This window comes from Bacillus songklensis, from assembly GCF_042649685.1.
GTDB lineage: Bacteria > Bacillota > Bacilli > Bacillales > Bacillaceae_H > Bacillus_BA > Bacillus_BA songklensis.
This window is the reverse complement of record NZ_JBHRZT010000020.1, coordinates 436,005-459,248: the sequence shown is the minus strand read 5'-3', so window position 1 is coordinate 459,248 and position 23,244 is coordinate 436,005. Positions and strand designations below refer to the sequence as shown.

The window sequence follows — 23,244 nt, the reverse complement described above, 5'->3', positions numbered from 1 at the left end:
ATGGCATCAGTTGCGTTTCATACACTCGGATGTAAAGTAAATCATTATGAAACAGAAGCAATTTGGCAGTTATTTAAAGACAATGGCTATGAGCGTGTAGACTTTGAGAAATCGGCCGATGTTTATGTAATCAATACATGTACGGTTACGAATACTGGTGACAAAAAGAGCCGCCAGGTGATTCGCCGCGCTGTGCGAAAAAATCCGGATGCGGTCATTTGTGTAACGGGATGTTACGCACAAACATCACCGGCTGAAATCATGGCGATTCCGGGTGTAGACATTGTGGTCGGTACACAAGACCGTGTGAAAATGCTTGAGTACATCGAGCAGTATAAACAAGAACGTCAACCAATCAATGCTGTGGGCAACATTATGAAAACACGCGTATATGAAGAGTTGGATGTTCCGGCATTTACAGATCGCACACGTGCCTCTTTAAAAATTCAAGAAGGCTGCAACAACTTCTGTACATTTTGTATTATTCCATGGGCACGCGGTTTAATGCGCTCCCGGGACCCAAAAGAAGTCATTCGCCAAGCTCAGCAGCTAGTGGATGCAGGGTATAAAGAAATTGTTTTAACAGGTATTCATACTGGCGGATACGGTGAAGACATGAAAGATTACAATTTAGCCCAGTTGCTCCGAGATCTTGAAGAGCAAGTAGTGGGATTGAAACGTCTTCGCATTTCATCTATTGAAGCAAGCCAAATTACAGATGAGATTATTGACGTTTTAGATAAGTCAAAAGTAGTCGTACGTCACTTGCACATCCCGATTCAGTCAGGTTCGAATACTGTATTAAAACGCATGAGACGTAAGTATACAATGGAGTTCTTTGCAGATCGTTTAAATCGTCTGAAAGAAGCATTACCTGGATTAGCGATTACATCAGATGTAATTGTCGGTTTTCCTGGTGAAACAGAAGAAGAGTTTATGGAAACATACAACTTCATTAAAGAACATCGGTTCTCCGAGCTTCATGTATTCCCATATTCTAAGCGCACAGGGACTCCTGCCGCACGTATGGACAATCAGATTGATGAAGAAGTGAAAAATGAACGTGTACATCGTCTGATTGAGTTATCTGATCAATTAGCGAAGGAGTACGCTTCCCTATTTGAAGGAGAAGTGCTTGAGGTCATTCCAGAAGAGCTGTACAAAGAAGACCCGGAGAGCGGGTTATATGTAGGGTATACAGATAACTACTTGAAGGTGAAATTTGAAGCGACAGAGGAAATGGTTGGCAAGCTTGTTAAAGTTAAAATTACAAAAGCGGGCTATCCATACAATGAAGGGCAGTTTGTTCGCGTTATGGATGAGATAGCAGTTGAAAAAATGAAAATGAGCTCATAAGCGGGCTTTTATAAAATCCTCTTGCCTTGGGCAAGGGGATTTTTGTTATGAATTTTCGTGTATGACTGCATAATAAAAAAGAATGTCTGTTTTACTGTTTTGTGATATGATAAAGAGGTACGGACAACTATGGAAAATATGAAAGGAGAAATGGTTATGACAACAAACATAGCTAAAATGATTGATCATACAGTTTTAAAAGCGGATACAAAGAAAGAGCAAATCGTTTCCATTTGCCAAGAGGCGAAAGAATACGGATTTGCTTCTGTGTGTGTAAACCCGACATGGGTAGAATTATCAGCTGAATTATTGAAAGGTACAGATGTAAAAGTATGTACCGTTATCGGCTTCCCATTAGGAGCCAATACTCCTGAAACAAAAGCGTTTGAAACAAAAGATGCCATTGAAAAAGGCGCGACAGAGGTAGATATGGTTATTAATATCGGCGCTCTTAAAGATAAAAATGATGAGTTAGTTGAGCGTGATATTCGTGCAGTGGTAGAAGCCGCGAAAGGAAAAGCGTTGACAAAAGTAATCATTGAAACTTGCCTGCTTACTGAAGAAGAAAAAGTAAGAGCTTGCGAGCTAGCTGTAAAAGCCGGCGCTGATTATGTCAAAACTTCAACAGGCTTCTCTACTGGCGGTGCAACTGTGGAGGATGTCGCTTTAATGCGTAAAACAGTCGGTCCTGACCTTGGAGTAAAAGCATCCGGCGGCGTTCGCGACGCGCAAGGTGCGAAAGAGATGATCGATGCAGGCGCAACTCGCATCGGTGCAAGTTCCGGTGTGGCAATTGTAAATGGATTAAGATCTGACAGTGATTACTAATAAGGCAATGAGGCTGGCTCAAAAGGGAATCCCTTTTGAGCCAGCCTCATGAACTGGGCCGTCATTTGAAGTTCGGTAAATCAAGGATTTCAGTGACGGTCTATTTCTTATAAAAAACAAGAATTTTTAAAAATCAATATACGTATCAATATTTTTGACTTCTTCATTCAGTATTCTAAAATATCCATCCTAATGGTTTAAAGAACGGCTCTCTTATCGCTTTTTACCGAAAGGAGGGACGCTCTCCGTGTACTTTAATAATAAAGGTTGCCAGTGCACTTGTTAATGGCAAAGCAATGATGGAACAGACAACATTGAATAAAAGGCTTACATGGGCGAGCTGGACATCAGGAAGAGACGTTAATTGACTGGCGATGTCTCCAAAAGTTCGAATAAAGGGGAAGAAAAGAGCAACTCCTATTATATTCAGCCAGGCATGAGCAAAGGCGGTCAGCTTTGCTTCACGATTGGATCCAATGCATGCTAGCAATGCCGTAATGCATGTACCAATATTCGCTCCGAATAAAATGGCGATGCCCGCTTGTAAGGAAAGAAGATTTTCATTTAAAAAACTCATAATAATACCGGTTGTAGCGGTGCTTGATTGAATAATTGCAGTAAGGAGGGTTCCAAGTCCCAATCCAAGTATTTCGCTGTTATTGGCTTGTGCAATAATATGGTTGATCGTCTTTAAATTGGCAAGGGGCAGGGCAAGGTGTTCAAATCCCTTCATGGAGACAAAGATGCATCCTAGCCCAAACAGCATGCTCCCAAAACAGAAAGTAAATCGGCGATGAACCAATAACAAAATGGCCCCGACTATCAGCATCGGAACAATATAGTCGTCTAAACGGAAAGTAATGAGCTCTGTTGTAAATGTGGTCCCGATGTTTGTGCCAAGGATAATTCCGATTGATTGTTGAAAAGTTAAATAACCAGTGGCGACGAGTCCTACTGTAATGACCATGACGGCAGAGCTGCTTTGGAGAACCATTGTAATGATCGTTCCGATTAGCATCCCTTGCCATGGCGTTCTAGTTAGTTTCACCAGCCATTCCTTCATTTTATCACGTGATAGATTGTATAAGCCCACCCTTAGTATTGTCATTCCAAAAAGAAAGATCGCTACATAGACGGAGAAAAATGAAAGAATACTCAGCATGTAATTCACCTCTTTCTCCATTTTTATAGACAAGTTATTCTTCGTATGACAATGTAATAAAATAAATTGTAAAGAAGGCATTTCTTTTGTAAAGGAGTTGACCTTGTGCGATCATTAGGTTATAATTGCAAAAGACATGTCTTTTCATGTCTTTCAACATTGATGCTAGTGGTTGTGTTCGGAGGGAGGGAATTAGAATGTCAAAAACGGTTGTTCGTAAAAACGAATCGCTTGAGGATGCTCTTCGTCGCTTCAAACGTTCAGTATCTAAAACTGGTACTTTACAAGAGGCTAGAAAGCGTGAATTCTATGAGAAACCTAGCGTAAAACGTAAGAAGAAGTCTGAAGCGGCTAGAAAACGCAAATTCTAAAAGAGGGTGTATTTATGAGTCTTCTTGAGCGTTTAAATAATGATATGAAACAAGCGATGAAAAACAAGGAAAAAGAGAAACTTTCCGTCATTCGCATGGTTAAAGCCTCTTTGCAAAATGAAGCTATCAAACTAGGTAGAGAGCTTACAGAAGAAGACGAGTTAACTGTTATTTCTCGTGAGTTAAAGCAACGTAAAGACTCCCTCCATGAATTTGAAAAAGCTGGTCGTCAAGACCTTGTGGATAAAATTCAAAATGAATTAGCTGTTTTAGAAGTTTATATGCCTAAGCAGCTCACTGAAGAAGAATTAACAGAAATTGTTAAAGAAGCGATTGCGGAAGTACAAGCAAGCTCTAAAGCTGACATGGGTAAAGTCATGGGTGTTGTTATGCCGAAAGTAAAAGGCAAAGCCGACGGATCCCTTGTGAACAAGCTTGTTCTTCAGAACTTGTCATAAAAAAGCGCCTTACTTTTGTAAGGCGTTTTTTTTTATTGGGAATGAAACTCTTGCTATTTCCATTCGTATACATAATCGATACCTGGTTTCACTTTATCATCCTGTCCAACGAAAGGCGGTGTAACAGTGAAGAAGCGAACATGGCTGTGTAGTTTGCTTTTTTTATCCTGTTTTTTAGTTTCTGCTGTGCCGGTTTTTTCTGTGAAAGCAGATGAAACGCATGTGTATGCCCCTGTGGAAGAAACAGTTGAAAAAGTGGCTCAATTTGTGACACATCCTATAGTAGTGCCTATTCTCCTGTCAATTGCAGGTCTAGGGTTGGTCCTTGAACTATATACTCCTTCGTTTGGCCTTGCAGGAACAATGAGCCTTATCTCTCTATTGTTGTTTTTCTGCGGACATACCATTGCCGGGTTAGCGGGAGTGGAAGCAATTGTGCTGTTTGTTATCGGCATTATACTATTGGTCGTGGAGCTTTTCCTTGTTGGGGGAATCGCGGGTATTCTAGGAATAGGAGCTGTGATTGCGAGTTTTTTTATGGCGACCGACAATTATGTTCATATGGGAATTTCTATTTTAATCGCAGTGTGTACAGCGTTTGGAGGGGCTTTTATCATGATGAAATTTTTTAAGAAAAAGTTGACAGCCTTTCAAAAAGTCATTTTGACTGATTCGATGAAAACAGAAGCCGGTTATGTCTCAAACCGCAACCGGACAGAACTAATTGGAAGAGAAGGAATCACTGTAACGCCCTTAAGGCCCTCTGGAACAGTTCAGATAGATGAGGAATACTTGGATGTTGTGACGGAAGGAAGCTACTTGGGAAAAGGTGAAAAGGTAAAGATCATCAAAGTGGAAGGTTCCAGAATTGTAGTAAGAAAAATAAAGGAACAAGAATAAGGAGGCTGCAAATATGTTGGCGGGAAACTTATTGATTTTGGTTGGGATCGGCTTAGCCATTATATTGTTGGGAGTGTTTTTTACCTTCGTACCTGTTATGCTTTGGATTTCGGCTTTAGCCGCCGGGGTAAGAATCAGTATCTTTACGCTTGTCGGAATGAGACTGCGTCGTGTTATTCCATCACGTGTTGTCAATCCGTTAATCAAAGCGAGCAAGGCGGGTCTTGATGTAAGTACGAACCAATTGGAGAGCCATTATCTAGCAGGCGGTAATGTGGATCGGGTAGTAAATGCGTTAATAGCCGCTCACCGTGCAAACATTGAATTAAGCTTTGAACGCTGTGCAGCCATTGATTTGGCAGGGCGTGATGTACTGGAAGCCGTGCAAATGAGCGTAAATCCAAAGGTTATCGAAACCCCATTTATCGCAGGCGTAGCGATGGATGGAATTGAAGTAAAAGCGAAAGCAAGGATTACGGTCCGGGCAAATATTGAACGTTTAGTGGGGGGAGCAGGTGAAGATACAGTTGTCGCTCGTGTAGGCGAAGGTATTGTCAGTACAATTGGTTCTTCGGACAATCATAAGAAAGTATTGGAGAATCCTGATTTGATTTCGCAAACAGTATTGAATAAAGGGTTGGACTCCGGTACGGCATTTGAGATTTTATCCATTGATATTGCAGATATCGATATTGGCAAAAACATTGGAGCAGTATTGCAAATCGATCAAGCGGAAGCAGACAAAAATATTGCGCAGGCGAAAGCAGAAGAACGGCGTGCAATGGCTGTGGCGAAGGAGCAGGAAATGCGTGCTCGCGTAGAAGAAATGCGTGCAAAAGTGGTGGAAGCAGAAGCGCAGGTTCCTCTAGCGATGTCAGAAGCATTGCGTTCCGGAAATATCGGTGTGATGGATTATATGAATTTTAAAAATGTCATGGCTGATACGGATATGCGCAATTCAATCGGCAACATAACAAAAAGTGAAGAGGAAGAAGAAAAATAATGATCATGTCCAGGGAGGTTTCCCCTTATGAACATCATTGACTTTTTAATGAGCAACTTCTTTATTTTCATTGTCATTGCCGGATTTTTAATCAATCTTTTAAAAAAATACAGCGAAGAAATGAAAGAGAGTAAGAAGCAAAGGGAGCTCGTACAGCGAAAACCGGCGGTTGATGTGCGTAATGAAGTGGAGGAGGCTAGAAGGTTCCAAAAGCAAGCAAGCGCGGTGATATCCAAAATAGAAACGGTAAAAGAAACGAAAAGATCTGATCCTGCATCCTCCGCTACCCAAAAGACCTCATTGCCGATACAGTCCAATGTGAACAGGAAGGGACGCAGGGTGAATTCACTTCCCATTTCTAAAAAACAGATGGTTCAAGGAATTATCTGGTCCGAAATCTTAGCTCCGCCAAAAGCAAAAAGAAAATAAATTGAAGTGATACAAAACCCCCTTTTCTCATAAATATGAGATGAAAGGGGGTTCTTTTTATGGCTAAGTCATGGAAACAGCAGATGAAAAGCTGGGTTACAAAAAAAATGGAACTACCCGCTGACGTATTAACGGATCTCCCGCGCGTTACCATGGTCGGACAAATCCATATTTACATTGAAAACCATAAAGGACTATTAGCCTTTTCAGATAAAGAAATCCGTATTTTGTTGAAGCAGGGCCAACTATTAATTAAGGGCCAAGATCTTGTTATTAAGGTGATTATGCCCGAGGAGATCGTACTTGAAGGGAAAATTGGCCAAGTGCTTTATTTAGACGAATAAGATAGAGGAGGACCAAAATGAAGAACCAATGGACAAACTTCATAACTGGCACCGTGACCATTACAATCAAAGGAAAAGGTATCGAACGATTTTTAAATAATTGTTTTCGCCAGCGGCTGTTGCTTACGAATATTCAGCGTATTGATGAACAGTGCGTGAAAGCAACTATTTTATTACATGACATACCGACTATTCGCTATCTTGTTCGTCAGAGTGAGTGCAAAATTTATTTTTCCCGTAAGAACGGCCTTCCTTTTTTAGTGAAGAGAATGTGGAAAAACAGCGGATTTGTCATTGGAATCGGTGTTTTTCTCGTTCTTATCATGATGCTATCAAATATGATATGGGATATTAAAATCGCAGGAGCAAAGCCCCATACGGAATATCAAATTTTAAAAGAGTTGGACAAAATGGGTGTTAAGAGAGGGAAACTCCAATTTTTCATGGATGACCCGGATACGATTCAGCGTAAGCTGACTAATAATATTGACAGCATTACATGGATAGGGGTAGAGCTGAGAGGAACGACTTTCCATTTCCAGGTGGTAGAGAAAACTCAGCCGAAACAACCAAAAACTGTTTCACCGAGCGACATAGTGGCTAAAAAGAAAGCGGTGATTACTAAATTATTTATTGAGAAAGGACAACCTTTGGTCAAGGTAAATGACTTTGTTCAACCAGGCCAATTGCTTGTGTCTGGAACGATTGGAAAGGAAGATTATCAACGTACTGTAGGAGCAAAAGGGGAAATCTATGGAGAAACATGGTACAAGTCTGTTGTAGAAATTCCGCTGAAAACGAATTTTCGTGTTCTAACAGGGAAAGATTTTACAAAGTATGCTTTTTATTTGGGAAATATCAGGGTGCCGATCTGGGGGTTTTTCCAGAATGAAACATATAAAAAAGCAAAGGTAGAAGAACTCAAAAAACCTGTGTATTTCTTGAAGTGGAGACTTCCTTTTGCGTATGAAACAATTACGACTAGAGAGGAAGAAGAAGTAACAAGGGAATACAATGTTCAACAAGCAATCGAAAAAGGAAAAGAAATTGGACGAAAAGAATTAATTTCAAAATTAGATGCAGATGCTAAGATTAAAGGTGAAAAAGTTTTGCACCAAACTAATGACAATGGTAAAGTAAAGTTAACGATATATTACCAAGTTATAGAAAATATAGCAACGACTCAACCAATTATCCAAGGAGATTGAGGAATGGCAGAACAGATTGTTACAACAAACTTACAGCTTGAAAATCACAATGAAGCAATTGCCTTATTTGGCATTCAAGACATTCATTTAAGACGACTTGAAGAAGAAATGAAGGTTTCTATTATTTCAAGGGGCGAAACCATTACGATTTCAGGAGAGCCCGAACAAGTTCAGTTAGTGGACGAGATATTGAAACAGCTTTTACTTATTATTCGCCGGAATATTTCCGTTTCGGAAAGAGATGTTTTGTATGCGGTACAGTTGGCGAAAAACGGAACGCTTGAGTTTTTCGCAGATATGTACAATGAGGAAATTGCCAAAAATGTGAAAGGGCAGTCCATTCGTATCAAAACGTTAGGCCAAAAACAATACGTCTCAGCTATTCGAGCAAGGGATTTAATCTTTGGGATTGGCCCTGCGGGAACAGGAAAAACGTATTTAGCAGTCGTCATGGCTGTTAACGCCTTGAAAAATGGGCATATTAAACGAATTATTTTAACGCGCCCAGCTGTGGAAGCGGGAGAAAGTTTAGGTTTCTTACCAGGGGACTTAAAAGACAAGGTAGATCCTTACCTTCGCCCTTTATATGATGCCCTCCATGATATTTTAGGGACGGAGCACACCCAGCGTTTGATTGAACGAGGCGTGATTGAAATCGCTCCATTAGCTTATATGAGGGGACGTACGTTGGATGATGCCTTTGTGATTTTGGATGAAGCACAAAATACAACACCTGCTCAAATGAAAATGTTTTTAACAAGGCTTGGGTTTGGATCAAAAATGGTTATTACAGGGGACATTTCACAAGTGGATTTACCTAAAGGGGTCAAGTCGGGTTTAGCTGTTACTCAAGACATCTTAAAAGAGGTAAACGGAATAGCATTTGTTTACTTAGAACAGTCAGATGTTGTTCGTCATCCGTTAGTAGCCCGTATCATCAATGCGTATGAAAAATACGAAGCATAAGACCCTTCCTGCATAGGGTCTATTTTCATTGAAAGGAGACGTATCGGGTGTCAAACTGGAGGTTTCTGAAGCTGACTGCTGCCCAATTAGAACGTTTTAAACTTGTTCATATCGGGTTATATACACTGCTTGGAATCGTCATGTATGTCATGATGTATAGTAACATTAAACCTGAAGAGCTGGATCTGCGTTTGTTTTCTGTTTCACCTCAGACGGTTTATGCGCCTATTGCTGTAGAAGATAAAGAAAGTACAGAAAAGAAACGGAAGGAAGCGAAGGATTCAGTCAAAGATGTTTATACATTAAAAACGGAATATGCGCAAAATCGAGTCGATCTCGCAGGCTCTATATTTGATTTTATTTTAGAAGTGAACGACGAGCTCGCCGAGTCTGAAGAACAAGAAACCTGGACAGCTGAGGAGCAATTAGCGGAAAAGCAGAAAATCCTAAAAGAAAAATTGCCTCAAAATATTGAAAAAAGTTTATCAGATGAAACATTCAATCGTCTGCTTCAGGCAAACCATGAAGAGTTGAAAATTGCCAAAGATGCTGTCGTAACGGCTGTCCATAATGTGATGAAAGATCGGATTACAGTTAATGATGTTGAGAGCAAAAAGCAGCAAGTTCAAAATCAACTCATTTATACAAATGTCAGCAATGAATTAAAAAAGGCGATGTATAATGTCGCACAGTTTGCCATCATTCCAAATGTTGTATATGACCCGATTAAAACAGAGGAAAACCGACGGCAGGCAGTTGAACGTGTTGAGCCGGTTCGCATCAAGCAAGGGCAAATCCTTGTAGAAGAGGGTCAACTGATTACAACAGATATTTATCGCCAGTTGAAACTTGTCGGGCTTTTGGATCGCAGCCACTCGGTTCAACCGTTAATCGGTTTGTTAATGCTAACCATCATTATGATTAGCTTTGTTATGCATTATTTTAGAGAACGATCCACGAATTCCGATCGATCGTTGCTATTATATGTGATTGTGTTTACCGTTATAATATCCGTAATGAAGATTTTAAGTTTCTTTCATGAGATTCAAGTATCAGAAATTGGTTTTCTCGCACCTGTGGCAGCGGGAGGGTTATTGATTCGTATTCTATTGAATGAGCGTCTGGCCGTCATTTCAAGCATTATATTGGCTGTTTGCGGAAGCATTATTTTTAATGACGGTGTTACAACGGTTTTTAATGTCTACGTCGGTATTTATTTATTAGTGAGCAGCTTAGCCGCCGTATTATTTTTAAGTCAACAACATCGACGGTCTAAAATATTGCAAGCTGGATTATTTATCTCGCTTGTTAATATCATGGTGATTTTAGCAATTTTACTCATTAAAAACGGGCAATTGGACAGTGTAGAATTGAGCTATTACGGCATGATGGGCATCGCTTCGGGTGTTCTTGCAGCAGTATTGACAATTGGCCTTCTCCCATTTTTTGAAGCGGGATTCGGGATTCTATCCACAATGAAACTAATTGAATTATCCAACCCTAACCATCCGTTGTTGCGAAAAATCCTTACGGAAACCCCGGGCACGTATCACCATAGCGTAATGGTTGCCAATCTGTCGGATTCAGCCTGTGAAGCGATCGGGGCAAATGGTTTGTTGGCAAGAGTGGGGGCATATTATCATGACATCGGGAAAACGAGAAGACCCCGCTACTTTATTGAAAACCAATTAGGCGGTAAAAACCCGCATGATAAATTGCCTCCTGAGGTAAGCAAAAACATTATCATCGCCCATGCAACAGAAGGGGCAGAAATTTTAAGAAGGCACAAGCTGCCAAAAGAAATCGTGGACATTGCTGAACAGCATCATGGAACCACATTGTTGAAATATTTTTATCATAAAGCACTGGAACAAACTGATCAAAAGATACTGGAAAAAGAGTATCGTTATCCGGGACCTAAACCCCAAACAAAGGAGGCGGCGGTCGTAGGAATTGCTGATAGCGTAGAAGCGGCTGTACGTTCTTTGACGAATCCCACTCCTGAGAAAATTGAATCGCTGGTTAGGAGTATTATTAAAGATCGTTTGCAGGATGAACAGTTTAATGAATGCGATATCACATTAAAAGAACTGGATCTGGTTACTACGTCCTTATGTGAAACCTTAAACGGTATTTTCCACTCAAGAATTGAGTATCCAGAACTAAAAAAAGAAAAGGTGAAAGAACATGCTGGTAATTGATTTTATTGATGAAACAAACGAAGTTACAGAAGAACAGAAAAAAGAGCTCGAGCAGCTTCTTCATATGGCGGCCAAAATGGAAAATATCCCGGATGGAGCGGAACTGTCCATTACGTTTGTCGATAATGCACGCATTCAAGAGATTAATCGGGAATATCGCGACAAAGATAAACCGACAGATGTCATTTCGTTTGCAATGGAAGAATTGGGTGAAGGGGAAGTGGAGATTATTGGAGAAGACATGCCTACTATTTTAGGCGATATCATTATTTCCATTCCAAAAACACATGAACAAGCAGAAGAGTACGGCCATTCTTTCATGAGGGAATTGGGATTTTTAACGGTCCATGGCTTTTTGCACTTACTTGGTTACGACCATGAGACACTTGAAGATGAACAAGAAATGTTCAGTAGACAAAGGGAAATTCTAGAAGCATATGGCCTTAAAAGATAAAAAGGGTTCTAAAAAGCCGCGGCTTGTAAAGAGTTTTCGGTATGCAATTGAAGGCATTCTTTCCGCTTTGAAAACGGAACGCAACATGAAAATACATGCGGCAGCTGCTGTCCTTGTTGTGATTGCAGGATGTTATTTTCGCATTACACTTTCGGACTGGGTTATCCTAATTATTGTGATGGGCGGTGTGTTTAGCCTTGAGCTCATCAATACAGCGATTGAAAAAAACGTGGATTTAATAACGAAGGATTATCATCCGCTGGCTAAAACGGCTAAGGATGCGGCAGCTGGAGCTGTATTTATATATGCTGTTGTATCCGTTATTGCAGGAGTGCTTATCTTTAGTAAGTATATCCTTTGAGAAGGGTACAATGATAAGTGAAAAATAATGATTTTTATTGTTCATATGCAGCGGGCCGCCCATCAAAAATTCGATTTTAATGAATTGGACATGACGTCCCGGTGTCCCGAACTGATTGAAGGTTTCCTGGAATCAGTCCAGGACAGTGAAAAAGTTGTTGTTTTCTCTCATTTTTGATAAGATGAATTACTACAAAGTAATCAATGTTCCTAACTGGCAGTTCACTAATTCTGTTTTTGAAAGGAAGGGCGCAATGGATAAGCAAGCGTTAATTCAAGAAGCTATGAAGGCGAGAGAGCTCGCGTATGTTCCTTATTCTAAATTTCAAGTAGGAGCCGCTTTGTTAACGAAAGACGGAAAAGTTTATCGCGGTTGCAACATTGAAAATGCAGCTTACAGTATGTGTAATTGTGCGGAACGAACGGCTTTATTCAAAGCTTATTCGGAAGGGGATAAAGAGTACGCGGCCATTGCGGTTGTAGCGGACACGGAACGACCTGTACCACCTTGTGGAGCATGCAGACAGGTGATATCCGAGCTTTGCCCAAAGGATATGAAAGTTTTTTTGACGAATTTGCATGGAGATATACAGGAGTTAACGGTAGAAGAGTTGCTGCCAGGAGCATTTTCAGCGGAGGATCTAAATGATTAAAGAAGGATTTAAGTCAGGATTTGTCTCGATTATAGGGAGACCGAATGTAGGAAAATCCACGTTTTTAAATCGTGTGATAGGCCAAAAAATCGCCATCATGAGTGATAAGCCCCAGACAACAAGAAATAAAATTCAAGGGGTATATACAGAGAATGAGGCACAGATTGTTTTTATTGATACACCGGGCATACATAAGCCAAAGCATAAGTTGGGCGATTTTATGATGAAGGTAGCCCAAAACACTTTAAAAGAAGTAGATTTGATTTTATTCATGGTCAATGCCGTGGAAGGTTTTGGCCGCGGTGATGAGTTCATTATTGAACGTTTAAAGGGAATGAACACTCCTGTTTTTTTAGTGATTAATAAAATTGATGAGATTCATCCGGATGAGTTGTTTCCTCTTATTGAAACATACCAAAATCTATACCCATTTGAACAAATTATTCCAATTTCGGCTTTACAAGGCAATAACGTTGAAACACTGCTAAATCAAATTAAAGAATTATTGCCTGAAGGGCCGCAATATTACCCGGCAGATCAAGTAACAGACCATCCTGAACGTTTTATCGTAGCGGAGTTAATTCGTGAAAAGGCACTTCATTTAACGCGTGAAGAAATTCCGCATTCCATTGCGGTTGTTATTGATTCCATGCAAAGAAGAGAGAATGGGAATACCGTTTATGTGGGGGCTACCATCATTGTAGAGAGAGATTCACAAAAGGGAATCATTATCGGAAAGCAAGGGAAAATGTTGAAAGAAATCGGTCAAAGAGCACGAGTAGATATTGAAGCGCTCCTTGGTTCTAAAGTATTTCTGGAACTATGGGTAAAAGTGCAAAAGGATTGGCGCAATAAAGCATCCCAATTAAGGGACTTTGGATTTAGGGAAGACGAATATTAAAATCTGATGCCATTGACAAAAATTGTGTTACATGATTTTGCAGAAGGAAGGTCAATCTAATCATAAGGAATTGGACTATATATCTGAGCTCTTTTGATTAGAAAGGTGGGGTTTTGATGTTAGATTTTACCTGGAGAGTTTTTAGTAGTACAGGTAATATAGATACGTATCTTCTTTTTAAAGAAATTCAAAAGGAGAACATGGAAACACCCGACGATAGCCAGGATGAGGAATTAAAGGACTTTAATCTTCCAGTTTCTTAGACGTTCCTTCTAAAAACGGTAGGTGACCAGTTTGTTAAGTAAATGTGAAGGAATCGTCATTCGTACAAGTGATTATGGCGAAGCCAATAAAGTAGTAACGATATACACGAGAGAAGCGGGAAAAATAGGATTGATGGCGCGAGGCGCAAAAAAGCCGAGCAGCCGTTTTGCTTCTCTTACTCAGCTTTTTACGTATGGTCATTTTTTAGTGCAAAAAGGATCCGGTATGGGAACCCTTCAACAAGGGGAAGTTATTTCATCTATGCGAGGCATACGCGAAGACATATTCAGCACCGCGTATGCTTCTTATATTGTGGAGTTAACCGACAAATCCACGGAAAATGAAAAATCGAATCCGTTTTTGTTTGAGCTGCTTTATCAAACGTTATCTTTTATGAATGAGGGTTATGATTTAGATATCTTAACCTACATTTACGAACTCAAGATGCTGAGCGTATTAGGGTTATATCCTTGTCTCGGTCAGTGCAGCATATGTCAGGCAAAAGACGGGGTTTTCGGCTTCTCAATACGTGAAGGCGGATTGATTTGCCACCGTTGTTTTGAAAAAGACCCCTATCACTTTAAGCTGACCCCTGCTGCTGTAAAATTGTTACGACTGTTGTATTATATGGATATAAAAAGATTAGGATCTATTTCTGTCAAAGAGGAAACAAAAAAGCAACTAAAGCAGGTTATTGACAGTTATTATGAAGAGTATTCGGGACTCTATTTAAAAACTAAGCGTTTTTTGAATCAAATAGAAAACCTGAGACAATCGCTGTCTCCACAAGATACACAAGAATCCGGCTTACAGGTTGAATAAATATGGTTTAGTTTAAATGTACAACGGACCTTTCACGGGAATTTTTGATGCTACTGGATGTAACATACTGGTTCATTGTACGGGGATGACTGAGAAAGGAGAATTTTTCCCTTTTGAGTCATCCCCCTTCTTTGCGTTCTCAAACCTCAACTTAATATATTATTCTTTCTATTCTTTACAAAAAGTATATAATATTGATGTAAACAGTATAGCACAATGGTCATAATCGAAGGTGGTGAGAACAATCGAACTGAATAAAAGACAAGAACAAATTTTGCAAATTGTAAAGGACCATGGGCCGATCACAGGAGAACATATTGCTGACCGTTTGAACTTAACACGTGCTACTTTAAGGCCTGATTTAGCAATTTTAACGATGGCTGGATATTTAGAGGCCCGGCCAAGAGTGGGTTATTTTTATACGGGTAAAACAGGCGCCCAATTGCTGACCGATAAGATTCGCAAGGTAAAGGTAGGCGAGTATCAATCTGTTCCTGTTGTGGTTAATGAAAGTGTATCCGTTTATGATGCAATTTGTACCATGTTTTTAGAAGATGTAGGGACGTTATTTGTAGTGGATGAACATTCTTTACTAGTAGGAGTATTATCTCGAAAAGATTTGCTCAGAGCAAGCATAGGAAAGCAAGAGTTAACGTCTATTCCCGTAAATATTATTATGACAAGAATGCCCAATATTACGTTTTGCGAAAGAGAAGACTACCTCATTGACATTGCCAAAACGTTAATTAATAAACAAATAGATGCGATGCCTGTTGTAAAAAAGACAGACCTTGGATATGAGGTGATAGGCAGGATCACGAAAACAAACATTACGAAATTATTAGTGGGATTGGCTAACGATGAAGTATTATAGCCAATCACAAAAGAGGAATATAGTTTCAAGTTGTTAATATTGATGGTAAAGGGGATGTGTAAGTAAATGACCAACCCGCTCATTTATGTCGTTTCTGATTCAGTAGGCGAAACAGCCGAACTAGTAGTAAAAGCAGCAACAAGCCAGTTTAATCCCGCAGAAGTGATGATTAAACGTGTGCCATATGTAGAGGATACAGCTACGTTGTCAGAAGTGGTGTCACTCGCTAAGCTGAACAATGCCATTATCGGCTTTACCCTTGTAAAGCCGATAATGCGAAAGTTTTTAATTGAAGAAGCAGGGAAGCATGATGTAGAAGTTATTGATATTATTGGTCCTATTATAGACAAAATTCAAGAGACATATGATTTGAAGCCAAAACATGAACCAGGCATGGTTCGAAAGCTTGACGAAGATTACTTCAAAAAAGTCGAAGCGATCGAATTTGCCGTCAAATATGACGACGGCCGGGATCCCCGCGGCATATTGCGCGCAGATATTGTATTGGTGGGAATTTCTCGTACGTCCAAAACGCCGTTGTCTCAATTTTTGGCACATAAACGATTAAAGGTCGCAAATGTTCCGATCGTTCCTGAGGTAGAACCTCCAGAAGAATTATTTTTAGTGCCCCCGGAAAAATGCTTCGGTTTAAAAATCAGTCCTGAAAAGTTAAATCATATCCGCAGAGAACGCTTAAAATCATTGGGGTTAAACGATCAAGCAATTTATGCCAATGTTGAACGCATTAAAGAAGAAATTAAGTATTTTGACGGTGTTGTGGAACGAATGGGCTGTCAGGTGATTGATGTTTCGAATAAAGCCGTGGAAGAGACGGCTAATGTGATTTTGAATCTATATCATCGTCATTCGTAAGCCGAAGGCAAAAGAAAGGTATTGAGCTTCTATAATAGCAATCACTCTGTCCGATAATTTAGTTGAATCAACAACAATTGTCCGGATGGAGAGGATTGCTTTTATATATTTTAAATAAATTCATTTTTCTTGTAGCAAATAATTAAATTTTATATTATAATAAAAAATTGTGATAAAAAGCAGTTGTTTTAGGTTTAGACTTTGTCTAGAACGAATAAACTATGTATATAAAAGATGAGATGGGACTAGAGTAAAATTCGACAAAAACCATCTATATGTAAATTGGTAAGTCAAAGAAGGAATCTTTGGAGGGATGTAGAATAGAGAGTTATACACAGAGAAAATTCAGTATTTTTGTCGATGCTGATGCATGTCCTGTTAAAAGGGAAATTCTACAACTCGCCAATACATATGGCATTCATGTCATTTTTGTTGCTTCATACGCTCATGTTCAAAATAAAATAAATGGCGGAGAATGGAGATATGTTGATATGAGTCGAGAAGCTGTCGATTTATACATCATTAACCATGTCAGAGAGCATGACGTTGTTGTTACACAGGATACAGGTTTGGCAAGCATCCTTGTAAAACAGGGGGTTTACACTTTGTCCCCCCGTGGGAAGTATTTCAATGAAGAGGATATGGATGCAATCCTTTTTTTTCGTTACATTTCTGCAAAAGAACGAAGAGCAGGCCACCATTCGAAAGGGCCAAACCCCTTTAACGAAGTAGAGCGACAGCGGTTTATAACAGTTATGGATAAGTTATTGTCGAAACTTGCAGGAATTTAGTTTTTAGTGAAGAATAATACAATACACGGAGCTGTTAACGATGGCAGAACGTATACCTGACGAAGTAATAGATCGCATTCGACATTCTGTTGACATTGTGGATGTTGTCGGTGATTATGTCCAGCTAAAAAAGCAAGGGCGAAATTATTTCGGCTTATGTCCATTTCATGGGGAAAACACTCCCTCGTTTTCTGTGGCACCCGAAAAGCAAATTTATCATTGCTTTGGCTGCGGAGCAGGAGGAAATGCTTTTTCTTTCGTTATGGAAATGGAGGGATTCTCCTTTTTAGAAGCTGTTAAACACCTTGCGGACAAATTTGGAATCTCAGTGCAACTTCCAACAGACCAGCCTCAATCTTCATCCAGCAAACCTGCAAACAAAATGATTGAAGCTCACGAGCTCCTAAAGAAATTTTACCATCATTTATTGGTAAACACAAAAGAGGGTCAAAAGGCTTTTGATTATTTAATACAGCGCGGCTTTACAAAGGAAATGATTGAAGAGTTTGAAATTGGCTACGCTCTGGATTCCTGGGACTTTGCCATGAAGTTTTTGGGCAAACGAGGGTTTTCTCTCGAGGAAATGGAGCGTGCGGGACTGCTTATAAAGAGGGATTCGGACGGTAAATATTTTGATCGTTTTCGAAATCGCATTATGTTTCCCATCCAAGATTTGCAAGGAAAAACTATCGCATTTTCCGGCAGGATTTTAGGAGAGGGACAACCGAAATATTTAAACAGTCCTGAAACAGCTATTTTCAATAAAAGTAAGACGGTTTATAATTTCCATCGTGCTAAAAAACATATAAGGAAAAATCAGGAAGTTGTATTATTTGAAGGTTTTGCCGATGTCATTTCTGCTTTTAAAGCAGGCTGTGAAAATTCTATTGCAACGATGGGTACGGCCTTAACGGATGAACAAGTCAAAATTATTCGTCGGAATGTTGAATCCATTATTGTTTGCTATGATTCCGATCAAGCAGGAATTGAGGCAGCTTATAAAGCGGCTCATATACTCCACACAGCAGGATGCTATGTTAAGGTTGCCACAATGCCTAAAGGCTATGACCCGGATGAATATATCCAGCAATTCGGCGCAGAAAAGTTTAGGCAAGAAGTGATTGAAGCGAGTCTAACTTTAATGTCTTTTAAAATGCAATATTTGCGAAGAGGAAAAAACCTTCAAAATGAAGCGGAACGAATGCAATACATTGATGAGGTCCTAAAAGAAATCGGTGCTTTACCTAAAGCGGTGGAGAGGGACCATTATTTAAGGCAGTTGTCAGAAGAGTTCTCAATCTCTTTGGAAGCACTGAAGCAGCAATACCAAATTTATAGATTTGAAAAAAAGAAAAAGGATAATGCTCGTAGGAATAGAAATAATATAGCTAGACAACCGGCCGCCCAGGCGAAACTGTTACCGGCCTATCAAAATGCCGAAAGGATGCTCCTTGCTTATATGCTGAGAGATCAAAATCTTGCTATTCGGGTGCAGGATATGATTAACGGAAGCTTCAATATGGAGGAGCATCAGGCTCTGGCTACTTACTTATACGGTTTCTATGAAGAAGAGCATGAACCAAATTTAAGTTTATTTGTTGAATATTTACCCGATAAAAGATTAGTTCATCTTGTTTCTGAACTAGCGATGATGTCCATTAATGAAGAACTTTCAGAGCAAGCACTCCATGATTACGTTCAGCAGGTGTTGATTTATCGAAAGTTGTTAACAATAAAAGAAAAGGAAAAAGATAAACAAGAAGCTGAAAGACGTAAAGATCATGTGAAAGCAGCATCCATCGCAATGGAAATTATCCAATTAAAAAAAGCGTTAAAATAGGTAATACCTTAATGAATATATAGTTGTACAATTGTCGGAAGGAGGGGGCCACATGGCTGAAAAATCTGCTCGCTCTAAAGAACTTGACTCTGAATTAACCCTCGATCAAGTGAAAGAACAGTTAACAGAAGTAGGGAAAAAACGTGGTGTCTTAACATATGAAGAAATTGCAGAGCGTATGTCCGGATTTGAATTAGAGTCTGATCAAATGGACGAATATTATGAGTATCTAACTGAACAAGGTGTTGAAGTGATGAATGAATCGGAAGTCGATGAAGACGATCCTGATATTCAAGACTTATCCAAAGAGGAAGAGTTTGACCTTAATGATTTGAGTGTTCCTCCGGGAGTGAAAATCAACGATCCTGTTCGCATGTACTTAAAAGAAATAGGACGTGTCGACCTGCTTTCTGCAGAAGAAGAAATTGAACTGGCTAAGCGTATCGAAAACGGCGATGAAGAAGCGAAACGACGCTTGGCAGAAGCGAATTTACGTCTCGTTGTCAGCATCGCAAAACGTTATGTTGGACGTGGTATGTTATTTCTGGACCTAATCCAAGAAGGTAATATGGGCTTGATCAAAGCCGTTGAAAAGTTCGATTATCGAAAAGGCTATAAATTCAGTACGTATGCAACATGGTGGATTCGCCAAGCAATTACGCGTGCTATCGCAGACCAGGCAAGAACCATCCGTATCCCAGTCCATATGGTCGAAACGATTAACAAATTGATTCGTGTTCAGCGCCAATTACTGCAGGATTTAGGTCGAGAACCAACTCCGGAAGAAATTGCTGAAGATATGGACTTAACACCGGATAAAGTTCGTGAAATTTTAAAAATTGCGCAAGAGCCAGTTTCATTAGAAACACCAATCGGTGAAGAAGATGATTCGCACTTAGGCGACTTCATTGAAGATCAGGATGCAACATCCCCTTCAGAGCACGCAGCTTATGAATTGTTAAAAGAGCAGCTTGAAGATGTGCTGGACACTTTAACGGATCGTGAAGAAAACGTACTTCGTTTGCGCTTTGGGCTTGATGATGGACGTACGCGTACTCTTGAAGAAGTAGGCAAAGTTTTTGGTGTTACTCGTGAGCGCATTCGCCAAATTGAAGCAAAAGCGCTTCGGAAATTACGACATCCGAGCCGGAGCAAACGTTTAAAAGACTTTTTAGAATAATGAATTCATATTTACAATTAATAGTTTACTTCTTATGATGGAAGTAAACTATTTTTTTTTGGAGTGAAACGGATGGAGCGAAAGACGAAAAAACAGATCATTATAAGCGAAATAGAATGGTGGAAAGAAAGTCATTTACTGCCGGAACAATATTGCGACTACTTATTGGCATTATATACAGAAGGAAACAGAAACAATCAGAAAAACAATGTAAATCAATCTAACCCCACCAGGAAGCATAAAAGGTGGATAGCTGGAATTATTTTGTTATTTTTACCAGTAATCCTTCTTGTCATTTATTTTACTGAATTGTCTTTTGTTTTGCAAATGCTCCTTTATAGTCTTTTTGTCTTGGTTTGTTTAGGAACACTACTATTTTTTATTAAAAAAAGATTTCTATTGCATGGATTATTAGTTATAAGTGCATTTTGTGTGTTATTTATTACGTATAAAACAGCAAGTTACTATTTTCCGAACAATATGCCGGTCATGAGTGCCCTTCTCATTCTTCAATGTTTGATGTGGTTCATAACCGGCGTCATTTTGCGCATTCCTTATTTTAAAATAGCAGGAGTCCTTGGGGTTTTCGTTGTTTTAGTGTTTAATTTATTATAACATGAATTTTTTTAAAAAATTTAAAAGTTGAGAAAATTCCGTTATGTGTTTTATAATTTTGTTGTAAGCGGATTCAGAATTCAGGGGGGGATGGATATGAATTTTGACTTAACGACGGAACAAAAGCTCATTCAAAAGACAATTCGGGAGTTTGCAGAAGCAGAAGTAGCATCACGGGCAGAACAACGTGACAAAGAAAAACAATTTCCTGTGGAGGTTTTTAAAAAACTCGCTGACTTAGGTATTATGGGTTTACCATTTCCTGAAGAATACGGCGGAGGCGGTGCTGACACCATTAGCTTTGCCATTGTTGTGGAAGAATTGAGCCGCGCATGCGGTTCAACAGGTATTACATACTCAGCCCATGTATCGCTAGGGGGAGCGCCACTATACTTGTTTGGTACAGAAGAGCAGAAGCAAAAATATTTAGTGCCTATATGTACAGGAGAGTCATTTGGAGCGTTTGGCCTAACCGAGCCAAATGCGGGAAGTGATGCAGGCGGAACGCAAACGGAAGCGGTTGAAGATGGAGAAGATTTCATTATCAATGGAAATAAATGTTATATTACGAATGCAAGTTACGCTAAGCACCTCGCTTTAACGGCTATTACAGGAAGAAAAGATGGTCAAAAAGAAATATCTGCCATTATTGTCCCAACTAATGCAGATGGCTTTACGATAATTGATAATTATGAAAAAATGGGTCTCCGCGCTTCCAATACAACTGAATTAGTATTAGAAGATGTAAGAGTTCCACAAGAAAATCTTCTTGGAAAACGCGGTGAAGGATTCAAGCAATTCCTTGTTACTCTGGATGGAGGCCGCATCGGAATTGGCGCAATGGCAGTTGGAATCGCGCAGGCTGCTTATGAGCGCGCACTACAATATGCAAAAGAGAGACGACAATTCGGAAAATCACTTTCTTCATTTCAGGCTATCCAGTTTAAGCTGGCTGACATGGCAATGAAAATCGAGTTAGCCCGCAATATGGTATATAAAGCGGCATGGTTAAAAGACCAGGGCCGCAGATTTACAAAAGAGGCATCCATGTGTAAATTGTATGCCTCAGAGATTTGCATGGAAGTAACGAGTCAGGCGATTCAAATCCATGGCGGATACGGCTATATGAGAGAGTATCAAGTTGAACGCTACATGAGAGATGCAAAATTACTGGAAATTGGAGAAGGAACGTCTGAGGTTCAAAGAATGGTCATTGCCCGACAAATTGGATGCTAGAATTTCTCAATAAGAATAAATAGAGTGAAGCTTTTATAAATATTGTCTATAAAAATAAAATCAATTATTTATATGGACTTATTTTATGATACGAGATAAAAGAAGAGAAAGACTTTTATGGGCTGTTTCAGAAAGTAGAGGCCGATTCCATATCGTTTTTTACGCAATGGACCTTCACTCTAACTAGAGGTTTTCCCCATTATAGAAAGGTCCATTGCGAAAGGTTGCCTCTAAGCTGTGTGGAGCAAAGCTTAGAGGCAACTTTAGTTATTTTTTGTCTATTTAGTGAATTTCATCCAGAACGTCACGAATAGGGGTTTCACTAACTATCATTTTGAAGTAAAATAGAGTGTGTTTGTACTTTTCTCACTATTCATAATTGATAACGGATACATAAGGAGGTAAACGAAATGAACCGTAACCCGCTTGCGCCTTTTTTTCTTATCATGGCAGTCGGCCTTATCCTTATGCTTGTTTTAGCTGTTAATGGTGTAAACAATGCAAAAGAGATTGCTGCCGAAAAAGAAGGCGGCGGAGCTAAGCAAGAAGCTGCAGCAAAGCCGGAAGATGTTTATAAGCAAACTTGTATTGGTTGCCATGGTGACCAATATCAGGGTGGTGTAGGACCTTCTCTTAAAGGGGTTGGCGATCGCTTATCAAAAGATCAAATTAAGGAAGTCATTACAAAAGGCCGTGGTGCGATGCCGGCTAATCTAGTTCCGGAAGACAAGGCTGATGAAATGGCAGAATGGCTCGGCACGTTAAAATAATTTGTTAATCTATAAGAGATATGAATTCACATAAAGAATTGGACATGAGGAAAAAAAGCCCATGTCCAATTCTTTACGCATAAGTGGTTGCCAAGCTTCCTTGAGGGTTCTTGTCAACCGCTTATACGAGAACCGTTGTAAGCCCATTCAAGATGAGAGAACAGAAAGATGCGAATAGAAAAAGCCCGGTGCCGGATGTCAAAAAATTAAGCCGGATTTATATCGTTTTATCATATGAAGGAGAGGCTTTGAGTCAACTCCTTTATTTTTTTGCCATATCAAGCTTATGGGAAGCGGGATGTCATCAAGTATATGCGAAGGGGAGCAGCCAGGCTCCAATGAGCTCTTTTTCTTGAACAAGAAAAATGATAACATAGAGTTCGCT

At 39.7% G+C, this 23,244-nt stretch carries 26 protein-coding genes; 25 read left to right on the top strand and 1 reads right to left on the bottom strand.

From position 1 onward, the window contains the following. The gene (gene mtaB, locus ACFOU2_RS05385; RefSeq protein WP_377912922.1) at window positions 1–1,356 is read left to right on the top strand and encodes a tRNA (N(6)-L-threonylcarbamoyladenosine(37)-C(2))-methylthiotransferase MtaB; all 1,356 of its coding nucleotides are present in this window, start codon (window positions 1–3) and stop codon (window positions 1,354–1,356) included. Between the two features lie 156 nt (window positions 1,357–1,512). Then, window positions 1,513–2,184: a deoxyribose-phosphate aldolase gene (gene deoC, locus ACFOU2_RS05380; protein WP_377912920.1), complete on the top strand. Its 672-nt coding sequence runs from the start codon at window positions 1,513–1,515 to the stop codon at window positions 2,182–2,184. A gap of 223 nt (window positions 2,185–2,407) precedes the next feature. Here the strand turns inward: deoC and ACFOU2_RS05375 are convergent, their stop codons facing one another. After that, window positions 2,408–3,346 carry a Na/Pi symporter gene (locus tag ACFOU2_RS05375; protein WP_377912918.1) on the bottom strand — a complete coding sequence of 313 codons (939 nt, stop codon included), beginning with the start codon at window positions 3,344–3,346 and terminating at the stop codon, window positions 2,408–2,410. 197 nt (window positions 3,347–3,543) lie between these two features. Between ACFOU2_RS05375 and rpsU the strand changes: the two genes are divergently transcribed. From rpsU to cccA, 23 genes are all read left to right on the top strand, one after another. Next, window positions 3,544–3,717 carry a 30S ribosomal protein S21 gene (gene rpsU / locus ACFOU2_RS05370; RefSeq protein WP_003152957.1) on the top strand — a complete coding sequence of 58 codons (174 nt, stop codon included), beginning with the start codon at window positions 3,544–3,546 and terminating at the stop codon, window positions 3,715–3,717. Between the two features lie 14 nt (window positions 3,718–3,731). Next, on the top strand, window positions 3,732–4,175 hold the full coding sequence (locus tag ACFOU2_RS05365; protein WP_377912914.1) for a GatB/YqeY domain-containing protein: 444 nt from the start codon (window positions 3,732–3,734) through the stop codon (window positions 4,173–4,175). Between the two features lie 126 nt (window positions 4,176–4,301). Then, window positions 4,302–5,075 (top strand): NfeD family protein, encoded by a 774-nt coding sequence (locus tag ACFOU2_RS05360; protein ID WP_377912912.1) that lies wholly within the window; start codon window positions 4,302–4,304, stop codon window positions 5,073–5,075. 13 nt (window positions 5,076–5,088) lie between these two features. Further along, window positions 5,089–6,078 carry a flotillin-like protein FloA gene (gene floA / locus ACFOU2_RS05355; RefSeq protein ID WP_377912910.1) on the top strand — a complete coding sequence of 330 codons (990 nt, stop codon included), beginning with the start codon at window positions 5,089–5,091 and terminating at the stop codon, window positions 6,076–6,078. A 27-nt stretch (window positions 6,079–6,105) separates the two neighbouring features. Beyond that, the gene (locus ACFOU2_RS05350; protein ID WP_377912908.1) at window positions 6,106–6,507 is read left to right on the top strand and encodes a hypothetical protein; all 402 of its coding nucleotides are present in this window, start codon (window positions 6,106–6,108) and stop codon (window positions 6,505–6,507) included. 59 nt (window positions 6,508–6,566) lie between these two features. Beyond that, window positions 6,567–6,851, top strand: coding sequence for a sporulation protein YqfC (yqfC, locus tag ACFOU2_RS05345; RefSeq protein WP_377912906.1), 285 nt, complete (start codon window positions 6,567–6,569; stop codon window positions 6,849–6,851). A gap of 17 nt (window positions 6,852–6,868) precedes the next feature. Further along, window positions 6,869–8,059 carry a sporulation protein YqfD gene (gene yqfD / locus ACFOU2_RS05340; RefSeq protein WP_377912904.1) on the top strand — a complete coding sequence of 397 codons (1,191 nt, stop codon included), beginning with the start codon at window positions 6,869–6,871 and terminating at the stop codon, window positions 8,057–8,059. A 3-nt stretch (window positions 8,060–8,062) separates the two neighbouring features. Beyond that, complete coding sequence (locus tag ACFOU2_RS05335) at window positions 8,063–9,025, top strand: PhoH family protein (protein ID WP_377912902.1); 963 nt, start codon at window positions 8,063–8,065, stop codon at window positions 9,023–9,025. Between the two features lie 140 nt (window positions 9,026–9,165). Next, window positions 9,166–11,226, top strand: a complete 2,061-nt coding sequence (locus tag ACFOU2_RS05330; RefSeq protein WP_377913596.1) for an HD family phosphohydrolase — start codon at window positions 9,166–9,168, stop codon at window positions 11,224–11,226. Next, entirely contained in the window at window positions 11,213–11,680 is a 468-nt protein-coding gene (gene ybeY / locus ACFOU2_RS05325; protein WP_377912900.1) for an rRNA maturation RNase YbeY, read from the top strand. The genes ACFOU2_RS05330 and ybeY overlap by 14 nt, the downstream gene beginning before the upstream one ends. Then, window positions 11,664–12,041: a diacylglycerol kinase family protein gene (locus tag ACFOU2_RS05320; RefSeq protein WP_377912898.1), complete on the top strand. Its 378-nt coding sequence runs from the start codon at window positions 11,664–11,666 to the stop codon at window positions 12,039–12,041. Before ybeY ends, ACFOU2_RS05320 begins: the two co-directional genes overlap by 17 nt. A 253-nt stretch (window positions 12,042–12,294) precedes the next feature. Then, window positions 12,295–12,693, top strand: coding sequence for a cytidine deaminase (locus tag ACFOU2_RS05315; protein ID WP_377912896.1), 399 nt, complete (start codon window positions 12,295–12,297; stop codon window positions 12,691–12,693). Further along, entirely contained in the window at window positions 12,686–13,594 is a 909-nt protein-coding gene (gene era, locus ACFOU2_RS05310) for a GTPase Era (RefSeq protein WP_377912894.1), read from the top strand. The genes ACFOU2_RS05315 and era overlap by 8 nt, the downstream gene beginning before the upstream one ends. 116 nt (window positions 13,595–13,710) lie before the next feature. Then, entirely contained in the window at window positions 13,711–13,857 is a 147-nt protein-coding gene (locus ACFOU2_RS05305) for a YqzL family protein (protein WP_377912892.1), read from the top strand. A gap of 31 nt (window positions 13,858–13,888) precedes the next feature. Next, entirely contained in the window at window positions 13,889–14,680 is a 792-nt protein-coding gene (gene recO / locus ACFOU2_RS05300) for a DNA repair protein RecO (protein WP_377912890.1), read from the top strand. Between the two features lie 235 nt (window positions 14,681–14,915). Beyond that, entirely contained in the window at window positions 14,916–15,554 is a 639-nt protein-coding gene (locus ACFOU2_RS05295) for a helix-turn-helix transcriptional regulator (protein ID WP_377913594.1), read from the top strand. Between the two features lie 66 nt (window positions 15,555–15,620). Then, the gene (locus ACFOU2_RS05290) at window positions 15,621–16,427 is read left to right on the top strand and encodes a pyruvate, water dikinase regulatory protein (RefSeq protein ID WP_377912888.1); all 807 of its coding nucleotides are present in this window, start codon (window positions 15,621–15,623) and stop codon (window positions 16,425–16,427) included. A gap of 305 nt (window positions 16,428–16,732) precedes the next feature. After that, window positions 16,733–17,218 (top strand): YaiI/YqxD family protein, encoded by a 486-nt coding sequence (locus tag ACFOU2_RS05285; RefSeq protein WP_377912886.1) that lies wholly within the window; start codon window positions 16,733–16,735, stop codon window positions 17,216–17,218. Between the two features lie 40 nt (window positions 17,219–17,258). Further along, complete coding sequence (gene dnaG / locus ACFOU2_RS05280) at window positions 17,259–19,058, top strand: DNA primase (RefSeq protein WP_377912884.1); 1,800 nt, start codon at window positions 17,259–17,261, stop codon at window positions 19,056–19,058. Window positions 19,059–19,110: 52 nt separating this feature from the next. After that, window positions 19,111–20,238: an RNA polymerase sigma factor RpoD gene (rpoD, locus tag ACFOU2_RS05275; protein ID WP_377912882.1), complete on the top strand. Its 1,128-nt coding sequence runs from the start codon at window positions 19,111–19,113 to the stop codon at window positions 20,236–20,238. A gap of 72 nt (window positions 20,239–20,310) precedes the next feature. Beyond that, the gene (locus tag ACFOU2_RS05270) at window positions 20,311–20,853 is read left to right on the top strand and encodes a hypothetical protein (protein WP_377912880.1); all 543 of its coding nucleotides are present in this window, start codon (window positions 20,311–20,313) and stop codon (window positions 20,851–20,853) included. Between the two features lie 96 nt (window positions 20,854–20,949). Further along, window positions 20,950–22,089 carry an acyl-CoA dehydrogenase family protein gene (locus tag ACFOU2_RS05265; RefSeq protein ID WP_377912878.1) on the top strand — a complete coding sequence of 380 codons (1,140 nt, stop codon included), beginning with the start codon at window positions 20,950–20,952 and terminating at the stop codon, window positions 22,087–22,089. Between the two features lie 410 nt (window positions 22,090–22,499). After that, window positions 22,500–22,859: a cytochrome c550 gene (gene cccA / locus ACFOU2_RS05260; protein WP_377912876.1), complete on the top strand. Its 360-nt coding sequence runs from the start codon at window positions 22,500–22,502 to the stop codon at window positions 22,857–22,859. Window positions 22,860–23,244: the final 385 nt, after the last annotated feature.